Source organism: Priestia endophytica DSM 13796 (assembly GCF_900115845.1).
Taxonomy (GTDB): Bacteria; Bacillota; Bacilli; order Bacillales; family Bacillaceae_H; genus Bacillus_I; species Bacillus_I endophytica.
On record NZ_FOXX01000011.1, the window covers coordinates 145,632 to 165,546 of the forward strand.

General features: G+C 37.2%; 24 protein-coding genes. 15 read left to right on the forward strand and 9 right to left on the reverse strand.

Annotation, left to right across the window (positions count from 1 at the left end; all coding sequences use genetic code 11):
- Positions 1-218 precede the first annotated feature (218 nt).
- The gene (locus BM012_RS18905; RefSeq protein WP_061802458.1) at positions 219-1,358 is read left to right on the forward strand and encodes a DEAD/DEAH box helicase; all 1,140 of its coding nucleotides are present in this window, start codon (positions 219-221) and stop codon (positions 1,356-1,358) included.
- Positions 1,359-1,587: 229 nt separating this feature from the next.
- Here BM012_RS18905 and BM012_RS18910 read toward each other — a convergent pair whose 3' ends face one another.
- The 5 genes from BM012_RS18910 to BM012_RS18930 form a co-directional block, all read right to left on the reverse strand.
- Positions 1,588-1,758 carry a YfhD family protein gene (locus BM012_RS18910; RefSeq protein WP_074842866.1) on the reverse strand — a complete coding sequence of 57 codons (171 nt, stop codon included), beginning with the start codon at positions 1,756-1,758 and terminating at the stop codon, positions 1,588-1,590.
- Between the two features lie 89 nt (positions 1,759-1,847).
- Complete coding sequence (locus BM012_RS18915) at positions 1,848-1,976, reverse strand: YfhE family protein (RefSeq protein WP_074842868.1); 129 nt, start codon at positions 1,974-1,976, stop codon at positions 1,848-1,850.
- A 168-nt stretch (positions 1,977-2,144) separates the two neighbouring features.
- Complete coding sequence (locus BM012_RS18920; RefSeq protein WP_061802459.1) at positions 2,145-2,696, reverse strand: GNAT family N-acetyltransferase; 552 nt, start codon at positions 2,694-2,696, stop codon at positions 2,145-2,147.
- 308 nt (positions 2,697-3,004) lie between these two features.
- On the reverse strand, positions 3,005-4,132 hold the full coding sequence (locus BM012_RS18925; protein ID WP_061802460.1) for an amidohydrolase: 1,128 nt from the start codon (positions 4,130-4,132) through the stop codon (positions 3,005-3,007).
- A gap of 72 nt (positions 4,133-4,204) precedes the next feature.
- Positions 4,205-5,107 (reverse strand): TIGR01777 family oxidoreductase, encoded by a 903-nt coding sequence (locus tag BM012_RS18930; protein WP_061802461.1) that lies wholly within the window; start codon positions 5,105-5,107, stop codon positions 4,205-4,207.
- Between the two features lie 54 nt (positions 5,108-5,161).
- Here BM012_RS18930 and recX point away from each other — a divergent pair, with 54 nt between their 5' ends.
- Positions 5,162-5,977, forward strand: a complete 816-nt coding sequence (recX, locus tag BM012_RS18935; RefSeq protein WP_061802462.1) for a recombination regulator RecX — start codon at positions 5,162-5,164, stop codon at positions 5,975-5,977.
- Between the two features lie 150 nt (positions 5,978-6,127).
- Complete coding sequence (locus tag BM012_RS18940; protein ID WP_061802463.1) at positions 6,128-6,451, forward strand: YfhH family protein; 324 nt, start codon at positions 6,128-6,130, stop codon at positions 6,449-6,451.
- A gap of 46 nt (positions 6,452-6,497) precedes the next feature.
- On the opposite strand, the gene BM012_RS18945 is transcribed toward BM012_RS18940, so the two are convergent.
- A complete protein-coding gene (locus tag BM012_RS18945; protein ID WP_074842869.1) occupies positions 6,498-6,662 on the reverse strand; it encodes a YpzG family protein in 165 nt (54 codons plus the stop codon).
- 33 nt (positions 6,663-6,695) lie between these two features.
- Positions 6,696-6,854, reverse strand: coding sequence for a small, acid-soluble spore protein K (locus tag BM012_RS18950; RefSeq protein WP_061802464.1), 159 nt, complete (start codon positions 6,852-6,854; stop codon positions 6,696-6,698).
- Between the two features lie 126 nt (positions 6,855-6,980).
- Between BM012_RS18950 and BM012_RS18955 the strand changes: the two genes are divergently transcribed.
- Positions 6,981-7,250 (forward strand): YfhJ family protein, encoded by a 270-nt coding sequence (locus tag BM012_RS18955; RefSeq protein WP_061802465.1) that lies wholly within the window; start codon positions 6,981-6,983, stop codon positions 7,248-7,250.
- A 24-nt stretch (positions 7,251-7,274) separates the two neighbouring features.
- Here the strand turns inward: BM012_RS18955 and BM012_RS18960 are convergent, their stop codons facing one another.
- The gene (locus BM012_RS18960) at positions 7,275-8,255 is read right to left on the reverse strand and encodes a metal-dependent hydrolase (protein ID WP_074842871.1); all 981 of its coding nucleotides are present in this window, start codon (positions 8,253-8,255) and stop codon (positions 7,275-7,277) included.
- A 353-nt stretch (positions 8,256-8,608) separates the two neighbouring features.
- Between BM012_RS18960 and mutY the strand changes: the two genes are divergently transcribed.
- Positions 8,609-9,706, forward strand: coding sequence for an A/G-specific adenine glycosylase (gene mutY, locus BM012_RS18965; RefSeq protein ID WP_061802466.1), 1,098 nt, complete (start codon positions 8,609-8,611; stop codon positions 9,704-9,706).
- Between the two features lie 32 nt (positions 9,707-9,738).
- Here mutY and BM012_RS18970 read toward each other — a convergent pair whose 3' ends face one another.
- Entirely contained in the window at positions 9,739-9,963 is a 225-nt protein-coding gene (locus BM012_RS18970) for a hypothetical protein (protein ID WP_061802467.1), read from the reverse strand.
- A gap of 152 nt (positions 9,964-10,115) precedes the next feature.
- Here BM012_RS18970 and fabL point away from each other — a divergent pair, with 152 nt between their 5' ends.
- The 10 genes from fabL (at position 10,116) to nikC (ending at position 19,914) form a co-directional block, all read left to right on the forward strand.
- The gene (fabL, locus tag BM012_RS18975) at positions 10,116-10,865 is read left to right on the forward strand and encodes an enoyl-[acyl-carrier-protein] reductase FabL (protein WP_019390612.1); all 750 of its coding nucleotides are present in this window, start codon (positions 10,116-10,118) and stop codon (positions 10,863-10,865) included.
- A gap of 69 nt (positions 10,866-10,934) precedes the next feature.
- A complete protein-coding gene (locus BM012_RS18980; RefSeq protein WP_061802468.1) occupies positions 10,935-11,201 on the forward strand; it encodes a gamma-type small acid-soluble spore protein in 267 nt (88 codons plus the stop codon).
- Between the two features lie 183 nt (positions 11,202-11,384).
- On the forward strand, positions 11,385-11,648 hold the full coding sequence (locus BM012_RS18985; RefSeq protein WP_040060651.1) for a YgaB family protein: 264 nt from the start codon (positions 11,385-11,387) through the stop codon (positions 11,646-11,648).
- Positions 11,649-11,873: 225 nt separating this feature from the next.
- Positions 11,874-12,413 (forward strand): nucleoside tri-diphosphate phosphatase, encoded by a 540-nt coding sequence (ntdP, locus tag BM012_RS18990; protein WP_061802469.1) that lies wholly within the window; start codon positions 11,874-11,876, stop codon positions 12,411-12,413.
- Between the two features lie 48 nt (positions 12,414-12,461).
- Positions 12,462-14,204 (forward strand): ABC transporter ATP-binding protein, encoded by a 1,743-nt coding sequence (locus BM012_RS18995; protein ID WP_061802470.1) that lies wholly within the window; start codon positions 12,462-12,464, stop codon positions 14,202-14,204.
- Between the two features lie 148 nt (positions 14,205-14,352).
- Positions 14,353-15,363: an ABC transporter ATP-binding protein gene (locus BM012_RS19000; RefSeq protein ID WP_061802471.1), complete on the forward strand. Its 1,011-nt coding sequence runs from the start codon at positions 14,353-14,355 to the stop codon at positions 15,361-15,363.
- The gene (locus BM012_RS19005) at positions 15,338-16,306 is read left to right on the forward strand and encodes an ABC transporter ATP-binding protein (protein WP_061802472.1); all 969 of its coding nucleotides are present in this window, start codon (positions 15,338-15,340) and stop codon (positions 16,304-16,306) included. The genes BM012_RS19000 and BM012_RS19005 overlap by 26 nt, the downstream gene beginning before the upstream one ends.
- Before the next feature lie 40 nt (positions 16,307-16,346).
- Positions 16,347-17,924 (forward strand): ABC transporter substrate-binding protein, encoded by a 1,578-nt coding sequence (locus BM012_RS19010; protein WP_061802473.1) that lies wholly within the window; start codon positions 16,347-16,349, stop codon positions 17,922-17,924.
- Positions 17,925-17,992: 68 nt separating this feature from the next.
- Positions 17,993-19,000 (forward strand): ABC transporter permease, encoded by a 1,008-nt coding sequence (locus BM012_RS19015; protein ID WP_061802474.1) that lies wholly within the window; start codon positions 17,993-17,995, stop codon positions 18,998-19,000.
- A gap of 14 nt (positions 19,001-19,014) precedes the next feature.
- Positions 19,015-19,914 carry a nickel transporter permease gene (nikC, locus tag BM012_RS19020; RefSeq protein ID WP_061802475.1) on the forward strand — a complete coding sequence of 300 codons (900 nt, stop codon included), beginning with the start codon at positions 19,015-19,017 and terminating at the stop codon, positions 19,912-19,914.
- The last annotated feature ends 1 nt before the right edge of the window (position 19,915 follow it).

Below are 19,915 nucleotides of genomic sequence, written 5' to 3' on the forward strand. Positions count from 1 at the left end.
ATGTAGAAGTGAGCAAAAAGCATTCTTTTCGTACAACCTATTACATATTCTCGCATCTAAAAAGGAAAGAAAACGACTGTTGATTATTTCCCTTTTGTATATCTCCTGTTACTATAGAAAAGGGTTAAGAAACTACATGACTTATCACTGAACGAAAAGAGTAAGAAATAAATTTACGAATAGATGACAAACTTAGATTGTAAATAAAGGAGAATTTCATGAAAGACCAAGAATTTTTATCATCATTTCAACCGTTTTTGCAAGAAAAGTGGGAAGAAGCAGGATTTGAAGCACCAACAGGCATCCAAAAGAAGGCTATCCCTGCAATTCTAGAGGGTGGAGACGTTATTGCAAAGTCCCCAACTGGAACAGGAAAAACACTTGCTTACCTACTTCCTTTGATTGAGAAGATTGATCCAAGCAAGCCGCATATTCAAGCTGTTGTCCTTGCTTCCTCACAAGAGTTAGTTATGCAAATTTTTGAAGAAGCGCAAAAGTGGACAAAAGGAAGTGATGTGAAAGTTGGCTCATTTATTGGAGGAGCTAACGTAAAGCGTCAAGTTGAGAAGTTGAAGAAAAACCGTCCACATATTGCATTCGGAACGCCTGGTCGTGTTAATGAACTAATTAAAATGAAGAAGTTCAAGATGCATGAAGTGAAGACAATTGTCATTGATGAAGGTGACCAACTTCTTATTCCAGAGCACATTAGTACTGTTCAGGATATTATCAAATCTTCGCTAAGTGAGCGTCAAGTCTTATTGTTTTCAGCAACGTTAGCAGGAAACTCAGAGCAGCTTGCAGATGACTTGATGAGCGGAGAGCCACACGTCTTTAAAATTGAGCGTGATGAGCTTACAGCAACAAAAGTAGACCATATTTATTTTGTTTGTGAAGGACGAGAAAAGCTTGATGTGCTACGTAAGTTTCTTCATGCTGAGAAAGTGAAGGCACTTGGGTTTGTACGTGATATCGGAAATCTTGTTGTTGCTGCTGAAAAGTTAGAATATAAAGGCATTTCGCTGGGTGTTTTGCATAGTGAAGCGAAAAAAGAAGAACGTGCAACGGCTCTAAAAATGCTCCGTAAGGGAGACATTCCTCTTTTATTAGCAACAGATGTGGCTGCACGTGGATTAGATGTAGAAGGTTTAACACACGTGATTCATGTTGATTTTCCACAAGATGTGACTCAATATACACATCGCTCAGGTCGGACAGGACGCGGTGGAAAAGAAGGGACAGTCGTTTCTATTGTCACACAGCGTGAAGAAAGAACATTAAAGCAGTTTGCAAAAGAGATGAACGTAAGCTTGACTAAGAAAGTACTTTCAAGAGGAAAAGTAGAAGATGCAAACTAAAAAAGAAGCCTTGAGGGCTTCTTTTTTAGTTATCCACAAGAAATTCCACTAAAAATAGTTTATAAAGTCTGAATATTAACAACTTTATACACATTATCCACAGTTTTGTGGATGGAAAAGGTACTTTTGTCCCCATTCTTGTCCACAATAAAAAGCTCCAAAAACAAGTAATACACAATATAATCCACAATTTTAAGAAAATTGTGGATTATATTGTGTATAAGTAGAATTACTGTTGATTTTTCTGGCGCTTATGAGAAGCAATGGAGCGTTCCTTTGCTTTTAAATCTTCTGTATCAGCTAGTTCATCGGAATACTCAATATCATGACCATCTGGTTTTACATGCTTTGGCATTTTTAATTTTTCTTTGTAATAATTCTCTTGTTCTTTATCTTTCATAAAAAATTCTCCTTTCTTAACGTAGAAATAGTGCATTTCAACAAATAGTTTGCGTTAAGAAAGGACAACATATGTGTGAAGAAATAAGATTATTTTGAGCGTTTTGGTGTAAAACCGCCTGCTCGATCGGCCATTTTAAATTCATGTGAGTATGTTACTTGCTGTGAACTTGAAAGTGTATTTCTTGATAAGCGATCGTGTTTCTTTTTTTCTGCCATAGAAGATCCCTCCAAACTGTTATAGTTTTAGTTTATCCATTTTCAATCTCTTTAAACGAAAGGAAGGATAGGATGATTCGCACCATTTTAATGATTATCGGGATAATTGTTGTCATTAGTATTATTATGAATTTATTCTAAACAAAAAAGCAGTCATTTGACTGCTTTTTACGCCTCTTTTGCTTGTTGTTCTTCGTCTTGTTGACGTAAGCGATAAAGAGTGTAGAGATCTTTTGGAATAGCAAAAAGGTGATACGTATCTTCTTTTTCATTAATTTCATCATATAAGCTTTTATAAAGTTCATTTGCATTAATAACGTACGGAAGTTTTTCTGCTGCTTTAATGGAACGGATGTTGCTTTTTCGAATTTTCATAAAGATACGCTCCATTCCAAGCTCATAGAATAGTTCATCAAAGAAAGCATCTTTTGCTACTTGGTTATATCCTTTTCCATGATATGGTTTACCAAGCCACGTGCCGAGAAATCCTGCTCCGTCTTCAATATCAAATAGATTAATGGTGCCAATTGGAGCTCCCCATTCATCTGTAATTGTTCGTGATACAAGCTCTCCTTGTTCTTCTGCTTCAAGAAGCTGTTTTGTTATGAAAATAAATTCATCATAGGACGCCGGTTTATGACGCACAAAAGGGAAGACTTCTGGATGCACCATAAGCTCATATAAATTTTGACAATCATGTAAATCACGTTTTTTTAACATAGGATTCCCCTCCATGCGAGGGCAGAAAGATAGCATGCTAAAAAACCACCCTCGAAATTTTTTTATAAGTTCAAAAAAATTTCGGGGTGGGAATCGAACCCACTAGAACCAAGTAAAACTTGGTGGCGCACCATTTGCCTTCCCATTTCCAGAAAACAGTATTGACTAAAAAAAGTGACGACTTTTATTAGAAATGAACATCTTTTTTAAGGCTGTAAAAGAAGATATTCAGCAAAATCTTAAGGTCGTAAATGAAAACTTCTTAGATATAATACTAAAGTTTTTTGTAAAAAGGAATAGGCAAAATGTTAATTTTTTTTAAAGAAAATTTCTCCACCAATCATTGTTAAAAAAGGCTTTGCTAAGTAATGGAAAGGGTGATAATTCCACAGAACAAGATCTGCATCTTTTCCTTTTTCAATGCTGCCAACTTTATTATCGATGCCTAAGTTTCGAGCAGGGAAAATGGTAATACCTTCAAGTGCTTTTTGTTCATCTAAACCTTCCCGAACAGCAAGGGAGGCACATATATTTAGATATTGAACAGGTGTGTAAGGATGGTCTGTTGTAATAGAAACTTCAACATTTTGCTCTGTTAAGGCACTATAGGTTTTCCAGCTCTTATTACGGAGTTCCACTTTTGAACGGCGTGTTAATGTTGGGCCTACGGAAACTTTTAAATTTCGTCCTCCTAAGGCAGAAGTAATGAGATGCCCTTCGGTACAGTGTTCTATGCGTAAATCAAGTTCAAATTCATCAGCAAAGCGAAGAGCCGACAAAATATCATCAGCTCTATGTGCATGAATACGTACAGGAATTTCACGATTCAATGCCTTTACAAGTGGCTGGATGCGCAAGCTATCTGGGTTATCTGTATATTTTGCTTCATAGAAAGCTTCTCGCAACATTCCCATGATTCCCATTCGTGTAATTGAGTCTTTGTTTCCTTGACTATGAATACGTTTGGGATTTTCGCCAAGCGCAATTTTTAGACCTGCTGTTTCTTTCATAAGTAAATCTGTAATGTTTTTGGCCCCTGTTTTAATAACAGATGTTGTACCACCTATTACGTTCATGCTTCCAGGCATAACGTGAACGGTTGTAATGCCATATTCAATTGCATCAGCGAACCCTGAATCAAGCGGATGAACGCTGTCAAATGCTCGGATGTGAGGAGTGAGGGGTTCAATGGTTTCGTTCGCATCATTTCCCGCCCAACCAGTTCCTTCATCATAAAGACCAAGATGTGTATGAACATCAATAAACCCTGGGAAAAGAAACAATCCTTCACAATCGATAACTTCCATTTCTTCAGTTAACTCAATACTTGGTCTAACATCTTCAATTTTATTGCCAACAACAAGCACATCGCCTTTTGGTAACATCTCGCTTGTAATTGGAAAAACAGATGCATTTTTGAACAGAATTTTCTTCATAGTTTTAGCCCCTGTAGTTTTTTACCTATTTTACCATGATAGAAGAAAAAATAACCTTTAAAATATAGAAGATTATCTTTCTTTTAGAGTATTAAATACTTCTCTTATTTCTTTATGCGAAAACTCATAGCCGTGTTCTTCAAGTTTCTTCGGCAAGGCTTTTTGGCCTTCTAAGACGAGCATGCTCATTTCACCTAGTACACCTTTGATAGCTGGACTTGGTACTTTTAACCAGTGAGGCCTGTTTAGAGATGTACCAAGCTCCATTCCGAATGTTTTCATTTGAACTGGCTGTGGGGAGGTGACATTAACAGGACCGCTAATGTTTTCATTTATGCAAAACTGAAGAATATTAACAACATCTTCAATATGCACCCATGATACCCACTGTTCTCCAGTGCCAATCGTTCCGCCAACTCCCATTTTGTACGGCATTTTCATCATTGGAAACGCACCTCCGTCACTTCCTAGCACAATGCCAAAACGGGTGAAAACTGTTCTTACGCCATATTCCTCTGCCTTTTTAGCCTCATGTTCCCACTGTTTTACTGTTTTTGCGAGAAAATCATCTCCTTGTGAAGGAGAATCTTCTGTAAAGACGGCTGTTTCAGAAGTTCCATAATATCCAACAGCACTTCCATTTATTAGAACTTTCGGTGGCATTTTCATTTTTTGAATCATATGAACAATAGACTTCGTCGCTGCAACCCGACTATCAAAAATGGCGCGTTTATTTTTTGCTGTCCATCTATTTTGAATGGACGTTCCAGCGAGATTTATAATAGCATCAACACCATCTAGTTCAATCTCAGGAGTTGTTCCTTTTGTGAGCCATGGAACATAATGCAAGTGAGGCGTTGTTGAAGCTTTTTCTTTATTTCGTGTTAAAATGTAAACAGCATGATGTTCGGATATGAGCTTATCAGCAAGCTTAGAACCGACAAATCCTGTTCCTCCAGCGATAGCAATTTTCATAAAATCCTCTCCTTCATAAGGGATAAAATACATGAATAAAGGCGGTGAACCGAAATGCCTGTTGTTACTAAAATCACAACGCAAAAGAAGAATGCTGAGCGTTATAATGTTTTTCTTGATTATGGAAAAGGTGAAGAATATGCGTTCAGCGTTGATGAATATGTACTAACAACTTTTACAATTAGAAAAGGGCAAAACTTAACAGACGACGAAATTGCTGAAATTCAATATGAAGATCATGTTAAAAAGGCACATAATTTAGCTCTTAACTATTTATCATACCGCATGCGTTCCATAAAAGAAGTTCAGCAGTATTTGCAAACAAAAGAAATGGGTGACGACGCAATCCGTCGTGCAATTGAGAAACTGCTTGAATATCGTTATCTTAACGATTTGGAATTTGCGAAAGCTTACGTTCGCACGCACATGCGAACGAACTCAAAGGGTCCTGGGCTTTTAAAGCAAGAGCTGATTGAAAAAGGAATTACAGGTCCCGATATTGAAGAGTCTCTTCTTGAATATGATGAAGAGCTTCAATTTGAAAATGCTCTTGAGCTGATTGAAAAAACGAGAAAGAAAAGCCAGAAGCAGTCTGAAAAGATGATGAAGCAAAAAGCTAAAACAACCCTGCTTACAAAAGGATTCGATCTTGCTCTTATTACAAAAGCACTTCATGAAGTCTCTCTTGAGAAAGATGAAGACGAGCAGTGGGAAGCCTTAAAAAAACAAGGTGAAAAAGCTCATCGACGCTATCGTAAATACGATGATTTTCAATACAGACAGAAAATGAAAACTCATCTTTATCAAAAAGGCTTTCCACTTGAACAAATACACAAGCTTCTTGCTCATTTAGCTGAGCAAAATGACTAACTATATGTTATTTATGCGATCTTTTGCTACAATTTAAACAATAAAGAAGCCTTCAAAGCTATTTTATAGGAAAAAAGGTTTTGTAACCTTTACCACGTAATGATGTTATTAAAACAATCATATAAACAAGAGGGGAAGAAGGGGTAAAAGATGGAGAAAAGATATAGTGAGTACACAGAATATGAGTTAAGACAAGAAATTAGTCAGCTTGGTGAGAAAGCTCGGAAAGCGGAACAACTTGGGATTGTGAATGAGTACGCTGTTTTAGAGAGAAAGATGGTTCTTGCCAAAGCCTATTTGTTAAATCCTGATCATTTCAAACCTGGGGAAGTTTATGAAATTGAAGGAGATCCTGGCCGCTACTTCAAAATTGATTATTTAAATGGCGTTTTTGCATGGGGAGTTCGTATAGATGAACCCCATAAAGAAGAAGCGCTGCCTATTTCTCTTTTGAAACAAAGCGAAAGCATGTAAGAGCTTGTCTTACATGCTTTTAGCTTGTTCATTTTATCGCAGGGAGTTATGAATGATGTTTGCGCATTTGTTTTTCTAACACAATTAATCCTTGAGTTTGTTGAGTTTCGCCATTCACTTGTGAAGACGCATGTTTTGGACTCGACCATGCTTGTTGAAATGGGTTTTGATAGCCTTGATTTGAAAATCGATTTTGTCTATTTTTTCCCACTGTGAGCACCTCCAGAATTAGGTTTCGTTAGAATTAATAATCCGCGCGTTCACTAGAAGCACGCATGCGTTCAGCCGGATGCGTATTAATTGTTCCATCTGCTCGTTTTGACGCATATTCGGCTTTTGCTCGCGGTTCACCTTCAAATTTGTTATTATTTTGATTTGGGAATCCTTTTGCTTTATTTCGCATCGTGCGTTCGCCCCCTTGTTAGAAGTAACGTGCATAAAGAACATCCTTATGCACGTTTAGTATATGCTATAAGCTTAGCGTGATATGTAACCAGATATTGCCCTAGAACAGAAAGGAAATGAGAAAATGGAAGATATTTTTGAGCGTTTAACAACAATGCTGTTAGAGAAGAACGATAGCCTATCATATGCCAAAGCTCGGACATGGATTGAGCTTTTATGGGAAGACTTTGAAGCAACATATGCTAAAGCAGGTCGGGAGTATAAAGGACAGGAGTTAACAGAGCAGATTGTAACAAACTGGATTAATCATTATGGACCGAGGCTGCACGAGTTCAAAACAAGCAATCCAAAATTCAAAGCACTAATGGATAGTAAAGATGATTTAAAACATTAAAAAGAAGTGGAAACCCACTTCTTTTTAGTTTGGTAAATAATCTAGTTTTTTACGGAGTTTCTTTTCACTAAAAATCCATCCTGTATATGAACAGATGATATTTAAATCAAAATCAAGCTGAACAACGGCTACGAACGGGTAATATCCTTTGCTTCGATAACGAAGATCAATAAAGCGTACTTCAATATGATCGCTATACTCTGCAGTCTCGAACCTGTATACAGGTGAGAATGAAAGGAATGCTGATAAGTTTTCATCTTGTTTTGCGGCTTCCATAAGAGCTGATGAAGGTTCTTCCATCCGTTCAAAAACATCATGGACTTTGATTTCTCCGTTTGTGGCATTTCCAACATAAAAGTGATTTTTAGCAATGATAGCGAGATGCCAACGATTGAAACGCATTGTTGGTGAAATAATGATCTTTTCTACATTTGGAAGTTGTTTTTTTATTTTATGACGCAAGTTAAGATTTATCGCAATTCGGATAAAATAGTAGACGATAATAACGCCAAAAACTGTAATAAAGGTTGGACCAGGACTTCCACCAATAGCCCAAATGATGATGCCAATGATATGGATAGTGAAAAAGTATGGATCAAACGTATTGATAATTCCAAGCGCTACCCATTTTTGAGAAAAGGGTCGAAATGCCTGCGTTCCATAGGCGTTGAAAATATCGACAAAAACGTGAATAATGACTCCTATAAATGTCCACATCCATAAATCAAAAAGGTGGGCATCTCGAAAAAGTAGATGCAAAATAAATGTAATAAGAAGCGGCCATAGAAGGACGGCAGGAATCGAGTGAGTAATTCCACGATGGTTCCGAATGTATTTGGCGTTGTTTCTTAATTTCAATATCGTATCAATATCAGGAATAAGTGATCCTGCAATAGCTCCTATCATAACAGCTTCTTTCGTATCTAAATGAGAAGAAACAGTCGGATCTAGCGTTGCTAATCCTCCTAAAGCAATTCCCATAACAATATGTGTTCCAGTATCCAAAAAAAAGACCTCCTAATCGTTCGGTTCTAACAGGTCATAACAAATATATGTTAGGCTAAATTCTTGTGATTCATGTTGTTATTTAAACAATTTGCTTTATTGCAAATTGGATTATGTGGATTATAACGCTTTTGAACTCTGTTCATCAAGTTTCATTTTAGCTTTGGTGTATAGGTGACAACTTATGGAAGCTTGTTACCTATAGTGTTTAACAAGAAGAAGCATTATATAGAAGAAAATATTGTCATTATTGCACGCTTTTATTATCTATATTAAACAGACAATAGAATGGAATAGGAAGAAATGAAGAATCCCTATATTCATATTTATCATAATACCTCGGAGGATAGCACATGAAACAAAGTAAAGAAATTGTAAAGGATTTTAATATAGCAAAATTTCAAGAAGATTTGATTGGTTGGTTTACAGCAGAGCAGCGTGATTTACCGTGGCGCCAAGATAAAGATCCGTACAAAGTGTGGGTGTCTGAAATTATGCTTCAACAAACAAGGGTTGATACGGTTATTCCTTATTTTAATAATTTTATAAGTAAATTTCCAACAATTGAACATTTGGCTGATGCTGATGAAGAAGACGTATTAAAAGCATGGGAGGGGCTTGGCTATTACTCGCGAGCGCGTAATCTTCAGCATGCGGTTAGGGAAGTACGTGACGAGTATGGTGGCATTGTGCCTGAAACAAAAGATGAAGTGTCTAAGCTAAGAGGAGTTGGACCATATACAACAGGAGCTATTTTAAGCATTGCCTACGGGGTACCAGAACCTGCTGTTGATGGAAACGTAATGCGTGTTCTCTCCCGTATTTTATTCGTATGGGAAGACATTGCGAAGCCAAAAACACGCAAGCTTTTTGATGAACTTGTTTATGCTATAATTTCGCATGAGAATCCCTCTTTTTTTAATCAAGGATTGATGGAACTTGGCGCTCTTATTTGCACACCAAAGTCTCCAGCCTGTCTACTGTGTCCTGTTCAGGAACATTGCAGGGCATTTGAAGAAGGCACACAAAAAGAATTGCCAGTTAAGACAAGTAAGAAAACTGTAAAAGCTGTGGAACTTGCAGCAACTGTGTTAACAGATGAAAGTGGGAAAGTTCTTATTCATAAAAGATCAAGTAAAGGACTTCTTGCGAATTTATGGGAATTTCCAAATATTGAAATTCAGAAAGATCTTTCTAAGGAAGAGGAATTAACATCATTCTTAACAGAAAAATATGGTGTGGAAGCTGAAATAGGACAGCCTTTTACAACAATTAGTCACGTTTTTTCACATCTTACATGGCATATTACAGTCTATGAAGGAAAGATTAGAGGGAAAGTAGAAGAGAGCGAAACCCTCAAACTTCTTACATGGGAAGAAGCAGAGCAATACGCTTTTCCTGTTTCACATCAGAAAATGAAGAAGGCATTTAAGGAACGCCAACAAGATTAAACCCTACCCGAGCTTTCTCGGATAGGGGAGTATTAGTCATACACTATTTCAGTTCCATGCGTATAGTCGCCTTCTCTGCGATGAAGGCCACCGCGATTTTGGATTTCATTCATAATTTGACGATGAATCGTTTGTCCTTCACTATTAAGATAGGGCATAACTTGTTGAAGAGAGTGATGAAAGTAAGCAAGCTCGCTGTCTTTCCACTCCTCTTTCCCTATCATCGAAAGAGCAGTCATATCGCGTCCAACATACATAATGGGCGTCCCTCCATACACGTGTTGTGAAATTTATGAGCCTTGTGCGTGCTCGTTTTATTTTTACAACAATGCTTGTGTCTTATACACGGTAAGCATTACAATAAAATAGCAAATTAAGACGATTAATGAATTTAAAATGAGGTGTCATGATGGAAAATAAAGTAGCTTTAATAACAGGAAGTAGTCGTGGAATTGGCAGAGCTACAGCATTACGTTTAGCAAAGGAAGGGTATGACATTGTTGTTAACTATGCGCGTAGCAAAAGCGCAGCCCTTGAACTAGCCGCTGAAATTGAAAGCATTGGACAGCGTGCATTAGTTGTGAAAGCAAACGTTGGAAAAGTGGAGAAAATTAAGGAAATGTTTGCCGAAATTGATCACACTTTTGGCCGTCTTGACGTTTTTGTAAGCAATGCAGCATCAGGCGTTCTTCGTCCAATTATGGAAGTTGAGGAAACGCATTGGAACTGGACAATGGATATTAATAGCAAAGGTTATTTATTCTGTGCTCAAGAAGCGGCAAAAAGAATGGAAAAAACGGGCGGAGGTAAAATTGTTACAATTAGCTCGCTTGGTTCTATGCGCTACTTAGAGAACTACACAACAGTTGGAGTTTCAAAAGCAGCTGTTGAAGCTTTAACACGTTACTTAGCTGTTGAGCTTGCACCGAAGAATATTCAAGTTAACACAGTTTCAGGTGGTGCTGTGGATACGGAAGCGTTAAAGCATTTTCCAAACCGTGAAGAGCTTTTAAATGATGCAAGAGAAAATACACCTGCAGGACGTATGGTTGAAATGGATGACATCGTAAACACAGTTATGTTCCTTTTATCTGAAGGTGCAAGCATGATTTGTGGACAAACAATTATTGTTGATGGTGGTCGTTCACTGCTTGTGTAAAAAAAATAAATAATTTTGGATAGTTCTTTCACCTTCTGGACATATTAATTTTTGTGGAGGTGAAAGACAATGGCAAAGAAAAATCAAAACCAAACAACAGCTGGTACTAACGTTCAACATGTAAAACAACAAAATGCTCAAGCTAACCAAGGCCAATTTGGCACTGAGTTTGCTTCTGAGACTGATGTACAACATGTGAAACAACAAAATGCTCAATCAAAAAACGCTCAAGCTAACCAAGGCCAATTTGGCACTGAGTTTGCTTCTGAGACTGATGTACAACACGTGAAACAACAAAATGCTCAAGCTAACAAAAACAAAAACCAAAATAGCTAATTTGTAAGTTCAAAAGACACTTCCTTCATTCGGTTAGGAAGTGTCTTTTTCTGTGACAAAACTTGTCTAAACTTTACATATCTCGGCAAAGGGAAAAGCATATTAATCAAGAATTTAACTAGTAAAGTAAGTCGCAGAACGTGAAGCATCTACCCATACTAATGATAAAGTGGAGGGAAACGCGTGCAAAAATTTGATCAGTTAGTTGTGAAACAAATGAAGACAATGGATGAGCTGTTGTTTATTCAATCAGAAATAGAACGTTGCCAAGAGATTGAAAGAGAGCTTTTAGTACTTCAAGAAGAAACGAAATTAAATTCTTTGCAAGAAGAGATTTCAATAATGAAACAACAGCTGAAGGATATTCAGACAACGTTTCAAAACCAAACTGCATCAATTATAGAAACGTATGAAAAAGAAGCGGTAGAAGAACCGCTTTTTAAATAGGAAAAAAGGGGGCGTCTGGAGTGAATTGTTTGCTCTAGGCACCCCCATTTGTTTTAATTTGTTCTCCAAAAAGTTATAATGGTAAAGAGCCTATGTAGTTACGAACGAATAATTGTAGTTATTAGACAAGATAGACGAAAAGTGGACAAGGGAGAACTCCAAAGCAATACATAAAAGATTCATAAACAAACGAGAAGAGTTCTAAAATAGAAAGAAGGGGAAAAAATGATTCAACCAGTGGAAGGAGAGCCAATTGAAATCCAAAGCTATAAGCATGATGGCCATATCCATCGCATTTGGGATGAAACGATGATTTTAAAAGGTACCCAAACGCTTATGATTGGTGGCAATGATAGGACGGTTGTAACAGAATCTGATGGTCGGAAATGGGTGACACGAGAACCTGCGATTTGCTATTTTCATTCTCAGCATTGGTTCAATGTGATTGGCATGATTAGAGAAGACGGTATCTACTACTATTGCAACATTAGCTCGCCATTCATTTTAGAAGAAGGTGCATTAAAGTACATTGATTATGATTTAGATATTAAGGTGTTTCCCGATATGACATATACGATTCTTGATGAAGATGAATATGAAGAGCATCGGAAGAAGATGAATTATCCACTTGTCATTGATCGAATTTTAAAATACAATCTAGAAAATTTACAAAACTGGATTCGACAAAGAAAAGGACCGTTTGCACCAGACTTTATTGATACGTGGTATGAAAGGTATTTGACATATCGAAGACCACGCATTTAACCTGTTCCCTTTCTGGCAGGTTTTTTCTATATATGAGGGGGGCCTTGTTTGAGTAGCATAAAAAGATACTTTGTATTTGTAAAACCATACAAATGGAAAATTATTGCCACAATTATTATTGGTCTTGTTAAATTCTCTTTTCCTCTTATCATCCCGCTTATTTTAAAATACGTTGTTGATAATATTTTAGGAGGGAATACTCTTTCAGACAGTGAAAAATTAACAAGACTCTTTTACTTAATGGGATTTATGTTTGTTATATTTGGACTTCTTCGTCCTCCTGTTGAATATTATCGTCAATATTACGCACAGTGGGTGGCTAACAAAATTTTATACGATATTCGGAGAAAGCTGTTTGATCATATTCAACGTCTAAGCATGCGTTTTTATGCCAATACGAGGGTTGGAGAAGTGATTTCAAGAGTAATCAATGATGTGGAGCAAACGAAAACCTTTGTTATTACAGGACTTATGAATGTTTGGCTTGATACAGCAACTATTTTTATTGCGATTGCTATCATGTTTACAATGAATGTGAAATTAACTATTGTATCAATTATCTTATTTCCAGTTTATGCGTTCACTGTTAAATACTTTTACGGCCGGCTGCGTCATTTAACACGCGTCAGATCTCAAGCTCTTGCAGAAGTGCAAGGTCATCTTCACGAAAGGGTGCAAGGAATCTCGCTTATCAGGAGTTTTTCAGCTGAAGAACATGAGGAAAAAGAATTCGATAAACATAACAGTAATTTCTTAAAACGAGCTGTTGATCATACAAGTTGGAATGCCAAAACATTTGCAGTTATTAATACAGTAACAGACCTTGCCCCTTTATTAGTAATTGGTTATGCAGGTTATTATGCTGTAAAAGGTGGCTTAAGTGTTGGAACGATGGTTGCCTTTGTTACATATATTGATCGTCTCTATAGCCCGCTACGCCGGCTTGTCAACGCTTCAACAACTTTAACTCAAGCAATTGCTTCAATGGATCGTGTTTTTGAATTTATGGATGAAAAGTACGATATTGAAGATAAGCCAGATGCAAAAGAATGTAAGAATATTAAAGGAAGAGTAACTTTTGAAAATGTTTCTTTTTCTTATGAAGATGAAGAAGTGCTTCATAACATTTCTCTGGATGTGCCAAGTGGAAAATCAACCGCATTTGTTGGAATGAGTGGAGGAGGAAAATCCACAATTATTAGTTTAATTCCTCGCTTTTACGACGTAAGTAAAGGGGTATTGCGCATTGATGGAGAAGACATTCGGTCTTTCAAAGTACGAAGCTTGCGCGACCAAATAGGAATTGTCATGCAAGACAATGTTTTATTTAGTGATTCTATTCGTGCCAACATTGCTTTTGGAAACCCAGAAGCAAGTGAAGAGGAAATTATCGAATCCGCTAAAGCAGCAAATGCTCATGACTTCATTTTAGAACTTCCTGAAGGATATGATACAAAAGTGGGAGAACGAGGTGTCAAGCTTTCAGGAGGTCAGAAACAACGTATTGCGATTGCTCGCGTATTTTTGAAAAACCCACCAATTCTTATTTTTGACGAAGCAACTTCTGCACTTGATTTAGAAAGTGAACATATTATTCAAGAAGCTGTTGAAAAGTTAGCAAAAAATCGCACGACATTCATTGTTGCTCACAGATTATCTACCATTACACATGTAGATGAAATTGTTCTTATAGAAAATGGAGAAATTAAAGAGAGAGGATCACATGAGGAGCTAATGAATAAAAAAGGAAGTTACTATAGTCTCTTTAGCGTTCAACAACTAGATGGATAAAAATGTCGAAAACTTATTTAAGTTTTCGACATTTTTTTACACCTACTTAAAAACTTTTGTATTATAATTTTCTCAACTGTAATTTTCTGATAAGTCAGAAAATTACAGTTGAGGATGGTTTCTAAATTTTCATATAAGGAGTGAGGCTGTGGAATCAGAAAAAGTGATTGATGTACAGAACTTGCGCATCTCTTTTAAAACAGAAGATGGCCAGGTGCCAGCAGTTGATGGAATTACGTTTCATATAAAAAAAGGCGAGATTTTAGGAGTAGTAGGCGAATCAGGCTGTGGTAAAAGCATTACATCTCTATCGCTTATGAAACTTGTCCCTGAGCCCCCAGGTATTGTTGAAGCAGATTCTATGCTGTTCAATGAGATCAACCTTATGAATCTCTCAGAAAAGCAAATGCGAGAAATACGAGGAGACGACATTTCAATGATTTTTCAAGAGCCTATGACGTCCCTTAACCCTCTTTTTACAATTGGCTCACAGCTCACTGAAGCAATACGCATACATAGAAAATGGAGTAAGAAGCAAGCGAAAGAGCGGGTTTTGGACATGTTGAAGCTTGTTGGTCTTCCTCGAGTTGAAGAGCTTATAAAAAACTATCCACATCAGCTTTCTGGAGGAATGAGACAGCGTGTAATGATTGCGATGGCTCTTTTATGTGATCCGAAATTACTTATTGCAGATGAACCGACAACAGCTCTTGATGTAACCATTCAAGCTCAAATTCTACAATTAATGAAAGAATTAAATGAAGAATTAAATACAGCAATTATGCTTATCACTCACGACCTTGGAGTTGTTGCTGAAGTGTGTGATCGGGTCATGGTTATGTATGCGGGAAAAATTATTGAAGAAACAGACGTTCTCACCCTTTTTAAAAATCCAAAACATCCATACACAAGAGGCCTCATTAAATCTGTTCCTGATAAAAGAATAAAGAAAGATCGGTTGTATTCTATTCCTGGTAATGTTCCTAAGCCAGGATCTATTAAACAAGGTTGCCATTTTGCTAGTCGGTGTGAATTTGTAACAGAGCGATGTCTCACCGAAACCCCACCTATTTATCATCTTAAAAACTATCATAAAGTACGCTGTTTCTTACATGAAGAGGAGGGGGTTGAAAATGAGCAAAGCATTGCTACAAGTTAATGGTCTTAAAAAGTACTTTCTAAATAGAGAAGGAATATTAGGAAGAAAGGTTGGCAATGTAAAAGCAGTTGATGATTTAAGATTTGAGGTATATGAAGGTGAAACACTTGGGATTGTAGGAGAAAGTGGATGTGGGAAATCAACGATGGGCAGATTATTGCTGCGCTTAATTGAGCCAACAGAAGGCAGTGTTACCTTTCAAGGAAAAGAGGTAACAAATCTCTCTAAAAAAGCTGTTCGCTCACTGAGAAGAGATATGCAAATGGTTTTTCAAGATCCATTTGCTTCGTTAAATCCCCGCCATAATATTGAAAAGATTTTAGAAGAACCGCTTATTGTTCATGGAATTGGTTCAAAAAAAGAGCGAAAGAAAAAAGTACAAGAGATGCTTGAAATAGTAGGTCTTAGCGCATATCATAGCAAGCGCTATCCGCACCAATTTAGCGGTGGCCAAAGACAAAGAATAGGAATTGCCAGAGCTCTAATGACGAACCCTCGTCTTATTGTTGCAGATGAACCTGTTTCAGCACTCGACGTTTCTATTCAATCACAAGTGTTAAATCTGATGGAGCATTTACAAAAAGAATTTGGACTTACATACATCTTTATTTCTCACGACCTTGGCGTTGTTCGTCATATTAGTGACAGAGTTGGAGTGATGTATTTAGGTCAACTTGTAGAGCTTACAGAAAGTGAACGTCTTTATGAGAAAGCTTTTCACCCTTACACAGAAGCATTGCTGTCTGCTGTTCCTGTTCCAGATCCAGAAGCCAAAAAAGAGCAAGTTATTTTAAATGGAGATTTACCAAGCGCATCTAATGCCCCTGTTGGCTGTGCTTTTCATACGCGCTGTCCTAAATGTATGGATATTTGTAAAGAAAAGCGTCCAATTTTTAGAGAAGTAGAAGAAAAACATTATGTAGCCTGTCATTTATATGATTAGAGATAACAGAATTTTTAAAATATTATGCGAGGTGAAGGAAATGAAGAGAAAGAAATGGTCGTTTGGGTTATTCATCTTATCGTTGGCAATTATGATGACCCTTGCCGGGTGTAGTAGTTCAGAGAAAGCAGATGGAAATGGGGAGAAAGGTAGCACACTTGTATTTGCTCGCGGTGGTGATTCTGTTTCTCTTGACCCAGCGATTGTGACAGATGGTGAGTCATTTAAAGTTACTCAAAATATATTTGATACGTTAATTCTATTTGGAAAACAGAACACAGAGCTTGAACCAGGTCTTGCAACAGAGTGGAGCACATCTGAAGATGGATTAACATATACGCTTAAATTACGTGAAGGTGTTAAGTTCCATGACGGTACAGACTTTAATTCAGAAGCTGTAAAGGTGAATTTTGAGAGATGGAAAAGTGGAAATGAAGAGAAATTTTACTACTACAATTCTCAATTTGGGGATGTAATTGAGCAAATTAATACCCCTGATGAGTACACGGTAGAATTTAAATTAAAGCGTCCTCTTGCCCCATTCTTTAAAAACTTAGCAATGTCTCCATTTGCAATTGCCTCTCCAAAAGCTTTAAAAGAGCAAGGAGATAAGTTTGGAGATCATCCTGTTGGAACAGGAGCATTTAAGTTTGGTGAGTGGAAACGTAATGATCGAATTACAGTTACAAAAAACGAAGATTACTGGAACGAAGGACGTCCGAAATTAAACGAGGTGATTTTTACGGTTATTCCAGAAAACTCATCTCGTCTTAATGCGCTAAAAACGGGGGAAGCAGATTTAATTGATGGAGTAAACTTCAGTGAGGTAGAATCTATCGAAAATGATCCTAACTTAAAAACATTTTTCCGTCCGTCTCTAAACGTAGCGTATGTTGGATTAACAACAACTCGAGGTCCGTTAAAAGATAAAAAGGTTCGTCAGGCTTTGAACTATGCAGTTGATAAGGAAGCATTGCTTAAAACATTTTATGCAGGAGAAGGACAGGTAGCAGCTAACCCAATGCCTCCAGTTGTTGAAGGATACAATAAAGATTTAGACCCATATCCATATGATCCTAAAAAAGCAAAAGAAATATTAAAAGAAGCAGGATATGAAGATGGATTTGAGATGGAACTATGGGCAATGCCTGTGCCACGTCCATATATGCCAGATGGTCAAAAAATTGCAGAAGCTGTTCAATCTAACTTTGCAGATATCGGGGTAAAAGCCAATATTAAAACGTATGAATGGGCTACGTATTTAGAAAAAGCCCGCTTAGGTGAAGCAGATAGTTTTCTACTAGGCTGGACAGGAGACAATGGTGATGCAGATAACTTCCTTTACGTTTTACTTGATGAAGATGCAATCGGAAGCAACAACTACACGTATTATAAGAATCCAGAGGTCCATAAACTGCTCCTTGAAGCACAATCAACAATTGATAAAGAAAAGCGCAATGAACTATACAACAAAGCGCAAGAAATTATTAAAGATGATGCTCCATGGATTCCACTTGTACATTCTAAACCAGCTCTTGCAGGAAATAAGACGATTGAAGGATTTGCTCCACATCCAACAGGATCAGATCGTTTAGATACAGTTGAAATTAAACAATAGACAATTTAAAAAGGGAGTAAATTTATTTACTCCCTTTTTGAAATTTAAGAGGGAGGAGAAGAAGTAAAGTGATTACGTATATTATTCGACGTTTATTAATGCTTGTTCCAGTCCTAGTTGGACTATCTCTTATTGTCTTTTTTATGATTCGAGCCATTCCAGGAAATCCTGCTCAAGTTATTTTAGGACAGCTTGCTACCAAAGAAGCTATTGATTCCTTGACGAAGGAGCTTGGTTTAAATGAGCCATGGTATACCCAGTATTTTCACTATATCGGAAATCTTTTAACAGGTGATTTAGGAGAGTCATTACGGACTAAAAACCCTATTAGTGAAGAGCTTTGGCCATATCTAACGGCAACGCTAGAGCTATCTCTTGTTGCTATTATTATTGCTATTGTCGTTGGGGTAAATGCAGGAATTATTAGTGCTTGGTTTCAAAATTCTTGGTTTGATTATAGTGCAATGCTTCTTGCTCTTATCGGCGTATCAATGCCAATCTTTTGGCTTGGTTTAATGGAACAATGGTTGTTTGCAATTCAGTGGGATATATTGCCTACTGCAGGTCGAGAAGATATTCGAAATCCAATTGACTCCATAACAGGGTTATACATAATTGATACTCTTGTTCAAGGGAAATGGGATCAATTTGCTGTTGTTATAAAACACTTAGCATTACCGAGCGTTGCGCTTGCAACAATTCCGATGGCTATTATTGCTCGTATTACACGTTCAAGTATGCTTGAAGTTATGCGCTCTGACTTTATTCGAACTGCAAGAGCAAAAGGACTCCGCATGTTTTGGGTGGTTTATCGACATTCTTTAAAAAATGCTGTGATTCCGATTCTTACGGTAATTGGTTTACAGTTCGGCGTATTGCTTGGAGGAGCTATTTTAACAGAAACAATTTTTAGCTGGCCTGGAATTGGACGTTATATTTATGAAGCAATTGGATATCGTGATTATCCTGTGATTCAATCTGGAATTCTTATTATTGCTCTCCTCTTTGTATGTATAAATTTAATCGTTGATTTATTGTATACAGTTATTGATCCAAGGATTAAATATAACAAGTAAAGGAGGAGCAACAAATGGCAGAATTAATGAAAAATAACCTTTTACCACCTGAACCTCCTATTGTAGAAGAAACATCTTCTGTCTTTAGAGAAGGGTGGCGCAGTTTTAAGAAAAATAAACTTGCTTTAGCAGGAGGCACAATTGTGCTATTTTTTATTCTCTTAGCGATATTTGCTCCTGTTATTGCTCCTGAAGGGGTAAATGAGCAAAAATTGCAAGAACGACTCCAGCCCCCTTCAAGTGAGCATTGGTTTGGAACAGACGATTTTGGGCGGGACGTATTTTCACGCGTATTGCATGGAGCAAAAACATCACTTTGGGTTGGCTTTTTCTCTGTAATGGGTTCTATTATTATCGGGAGCTTTCTTGGGATTGTAGCAGGTTATTATGGGAGAATTGCAGACGCTATCATCTCACGGATATTTGATATTTTACTTGCTTTTCCAAGTATTTTATTAGCTATTGGAATTGTAGCAGTCCTTGGTCCATCTTTACAAAATGCGTTAATTGCCATTGCTGTCATTAATATCCCGAACTTTGGTAGGTTAATTCGTTCAAGAGTGTTAAGTGTTAAAGAAGAAGAATATATTTTAGCAGCGAAAGCGATTGGTATGTCAGATCACCGCATTTTATTTCATCATGTGTTACCAAATAGCATTACGCCTATTATTGTACAAGGGACGCTTGCAGTTGCAACAGCTATTATTGAGGCAGCCGCGCTTGGCTTTTTAGGACTCGGGACACAGCCTCCGAATGCGGAATGGGGGAGGATGCTAGCGGATTCTAAGCAATACTTAATGCAAGCTCCTTGGACAATGATTTTTCCAGGAGTAGCTATCATGCTTGTTGTTTTAGGGTTCAATTTACTTGGAGATGGATTGCGAGATGCACTTGACCCAAGAATGAAAAACTAAA

What these genes read in the sequence shown, in the direction of transcription:
- BM012_RS18980 (WP_061802468.1), top strand. Translation starts at nt 10,935, where the DNA reads ATGGCAAAGAAAAATCAAAACCAAACAACAGCTGGTACTAACGTTCAA.
- BM012_RS19010 (WP_061802473.1), top strand. Translation starts at nt 16,347, where the DNA reads ATGAAGAGAAAGAAATGGTCGTTTGGGTTATTCATCTTATCGTTGGCA.
- BM012_RS18940 (WP_061802463.1), top strand. Translation starts at nt 6,128, where the DNA reads ATGGAGAAAAGATATAGTGAGTACACAGAATATGAGTTAAGACAAGAA.
- BM012_RS19005 (WP_061802472.1), top strand. Translation starts at nt 15,338, where the DNA reads ATGAGCAAAGCATTGCTACAAGTTAATGGTCTTAAAAAGTACTTTCTA.
- ntdP (WP_061802469.1), top strand. Translation starts at nt 11,874, where the DNA reads ATGATTCAACCAGTGGAAGGAGAGCCAATTGAAATCCAAAGCTATAAG.
- BM012_RS18915 (WP_074842868.1), bottom strand. Translation starts at nt 1,976, where the DNA reads ATGGCAGAAAAAAAGAAACACGATCGCTTATCAAGAAATACACTTTCA.
- BM012_RS18905 (WP_061802458.1), top strand. Translation starts at nt 219, where the DNA reads ATGAAAGACCAAGAATTTTTATCATCATTTCAACCGTTTTTGCAAGAA.
- BM012_RS18950 (WP_061802464.1), bottom strand. Translation starts at nt 6,854, where the DNA reads ATGCGAAATAAAGCAAAAGGATTCCCAAATCAAAATAATAACAAATTT.
- BM012_RS18970 (WP_061802467.1), bottom strand. Translation starts at nt 9,963, where the DNA reads ATGTATGTTGGACGCGATATGACTGCTCTTTCGATGATAGGGAAAGAG.
- BM012_RS18925 (WP_061802460.1), bottom strand. Translation starts at nt 4,132, where the DNA reads ATGAAGAAAATTCTGTTCAAAAATGCATCTGTTTTTCCAATTACAAGC.
- recX (WP_061802462.1), top strand. Translation starts at nt 5,162, where the DNA reads ATGCCTGTTGTTACTAAAATCACAACGCAAAAGAAGAATGCTGAGCGT.
- BM012_RS18920 (WP_061802459.1), bottom strand. Translation starts at nt 2,696, where the DNA reads ATGTTAAAAAAACGTGATTTACATGATTGTCAAAATTTATATGAGCTT.
- fabL (WP_019390612.1), top strand. Translation starts at nt 10,116, where the DNA reads ATGGAAAATAAAGTAGCTTTAATAACAGGAAGTAGTCGTGGAATTGGC.
- BM012_RS18910 (WP_074842866.1), bottom strand. Translation starts at nt 1,758, where the DNA reads ATGAAAGATAAAGAACAAGAGAATTATTACAAAGAAAAATTAAAAATG.
- BM012_RS18955 (WP_061802465.1), top strand. Translation starts at nt 6,981, where the DNA reads ATGGAAGATATTTTTGAGCGTTTAACAACAATGCTGTTAGAGAAGAAC.
- mutY (WP_061802466.1), top strand. Translation starts at nt 8,609, where the DNA reads ATGAAACAAAGTAAAGAAATTGTAAAGGATTTTAATATAGCAAAATTT.
- nikC (WP_061802475.1), top strand. Translation starts at nt 19,015, where the DNA reads ATGGCAGAATTAATGAAAAATAACCTTTTACCACCTGAACCTCCTATT.
- BM012_RS18930 (WP_061802461.1), bottom strand. Translation starts at nt 5,107, where the DNA reads ATGAAAATTGCTATCGCTGGAGGAACAGGATTTGTCGGTTCTAAGCTT.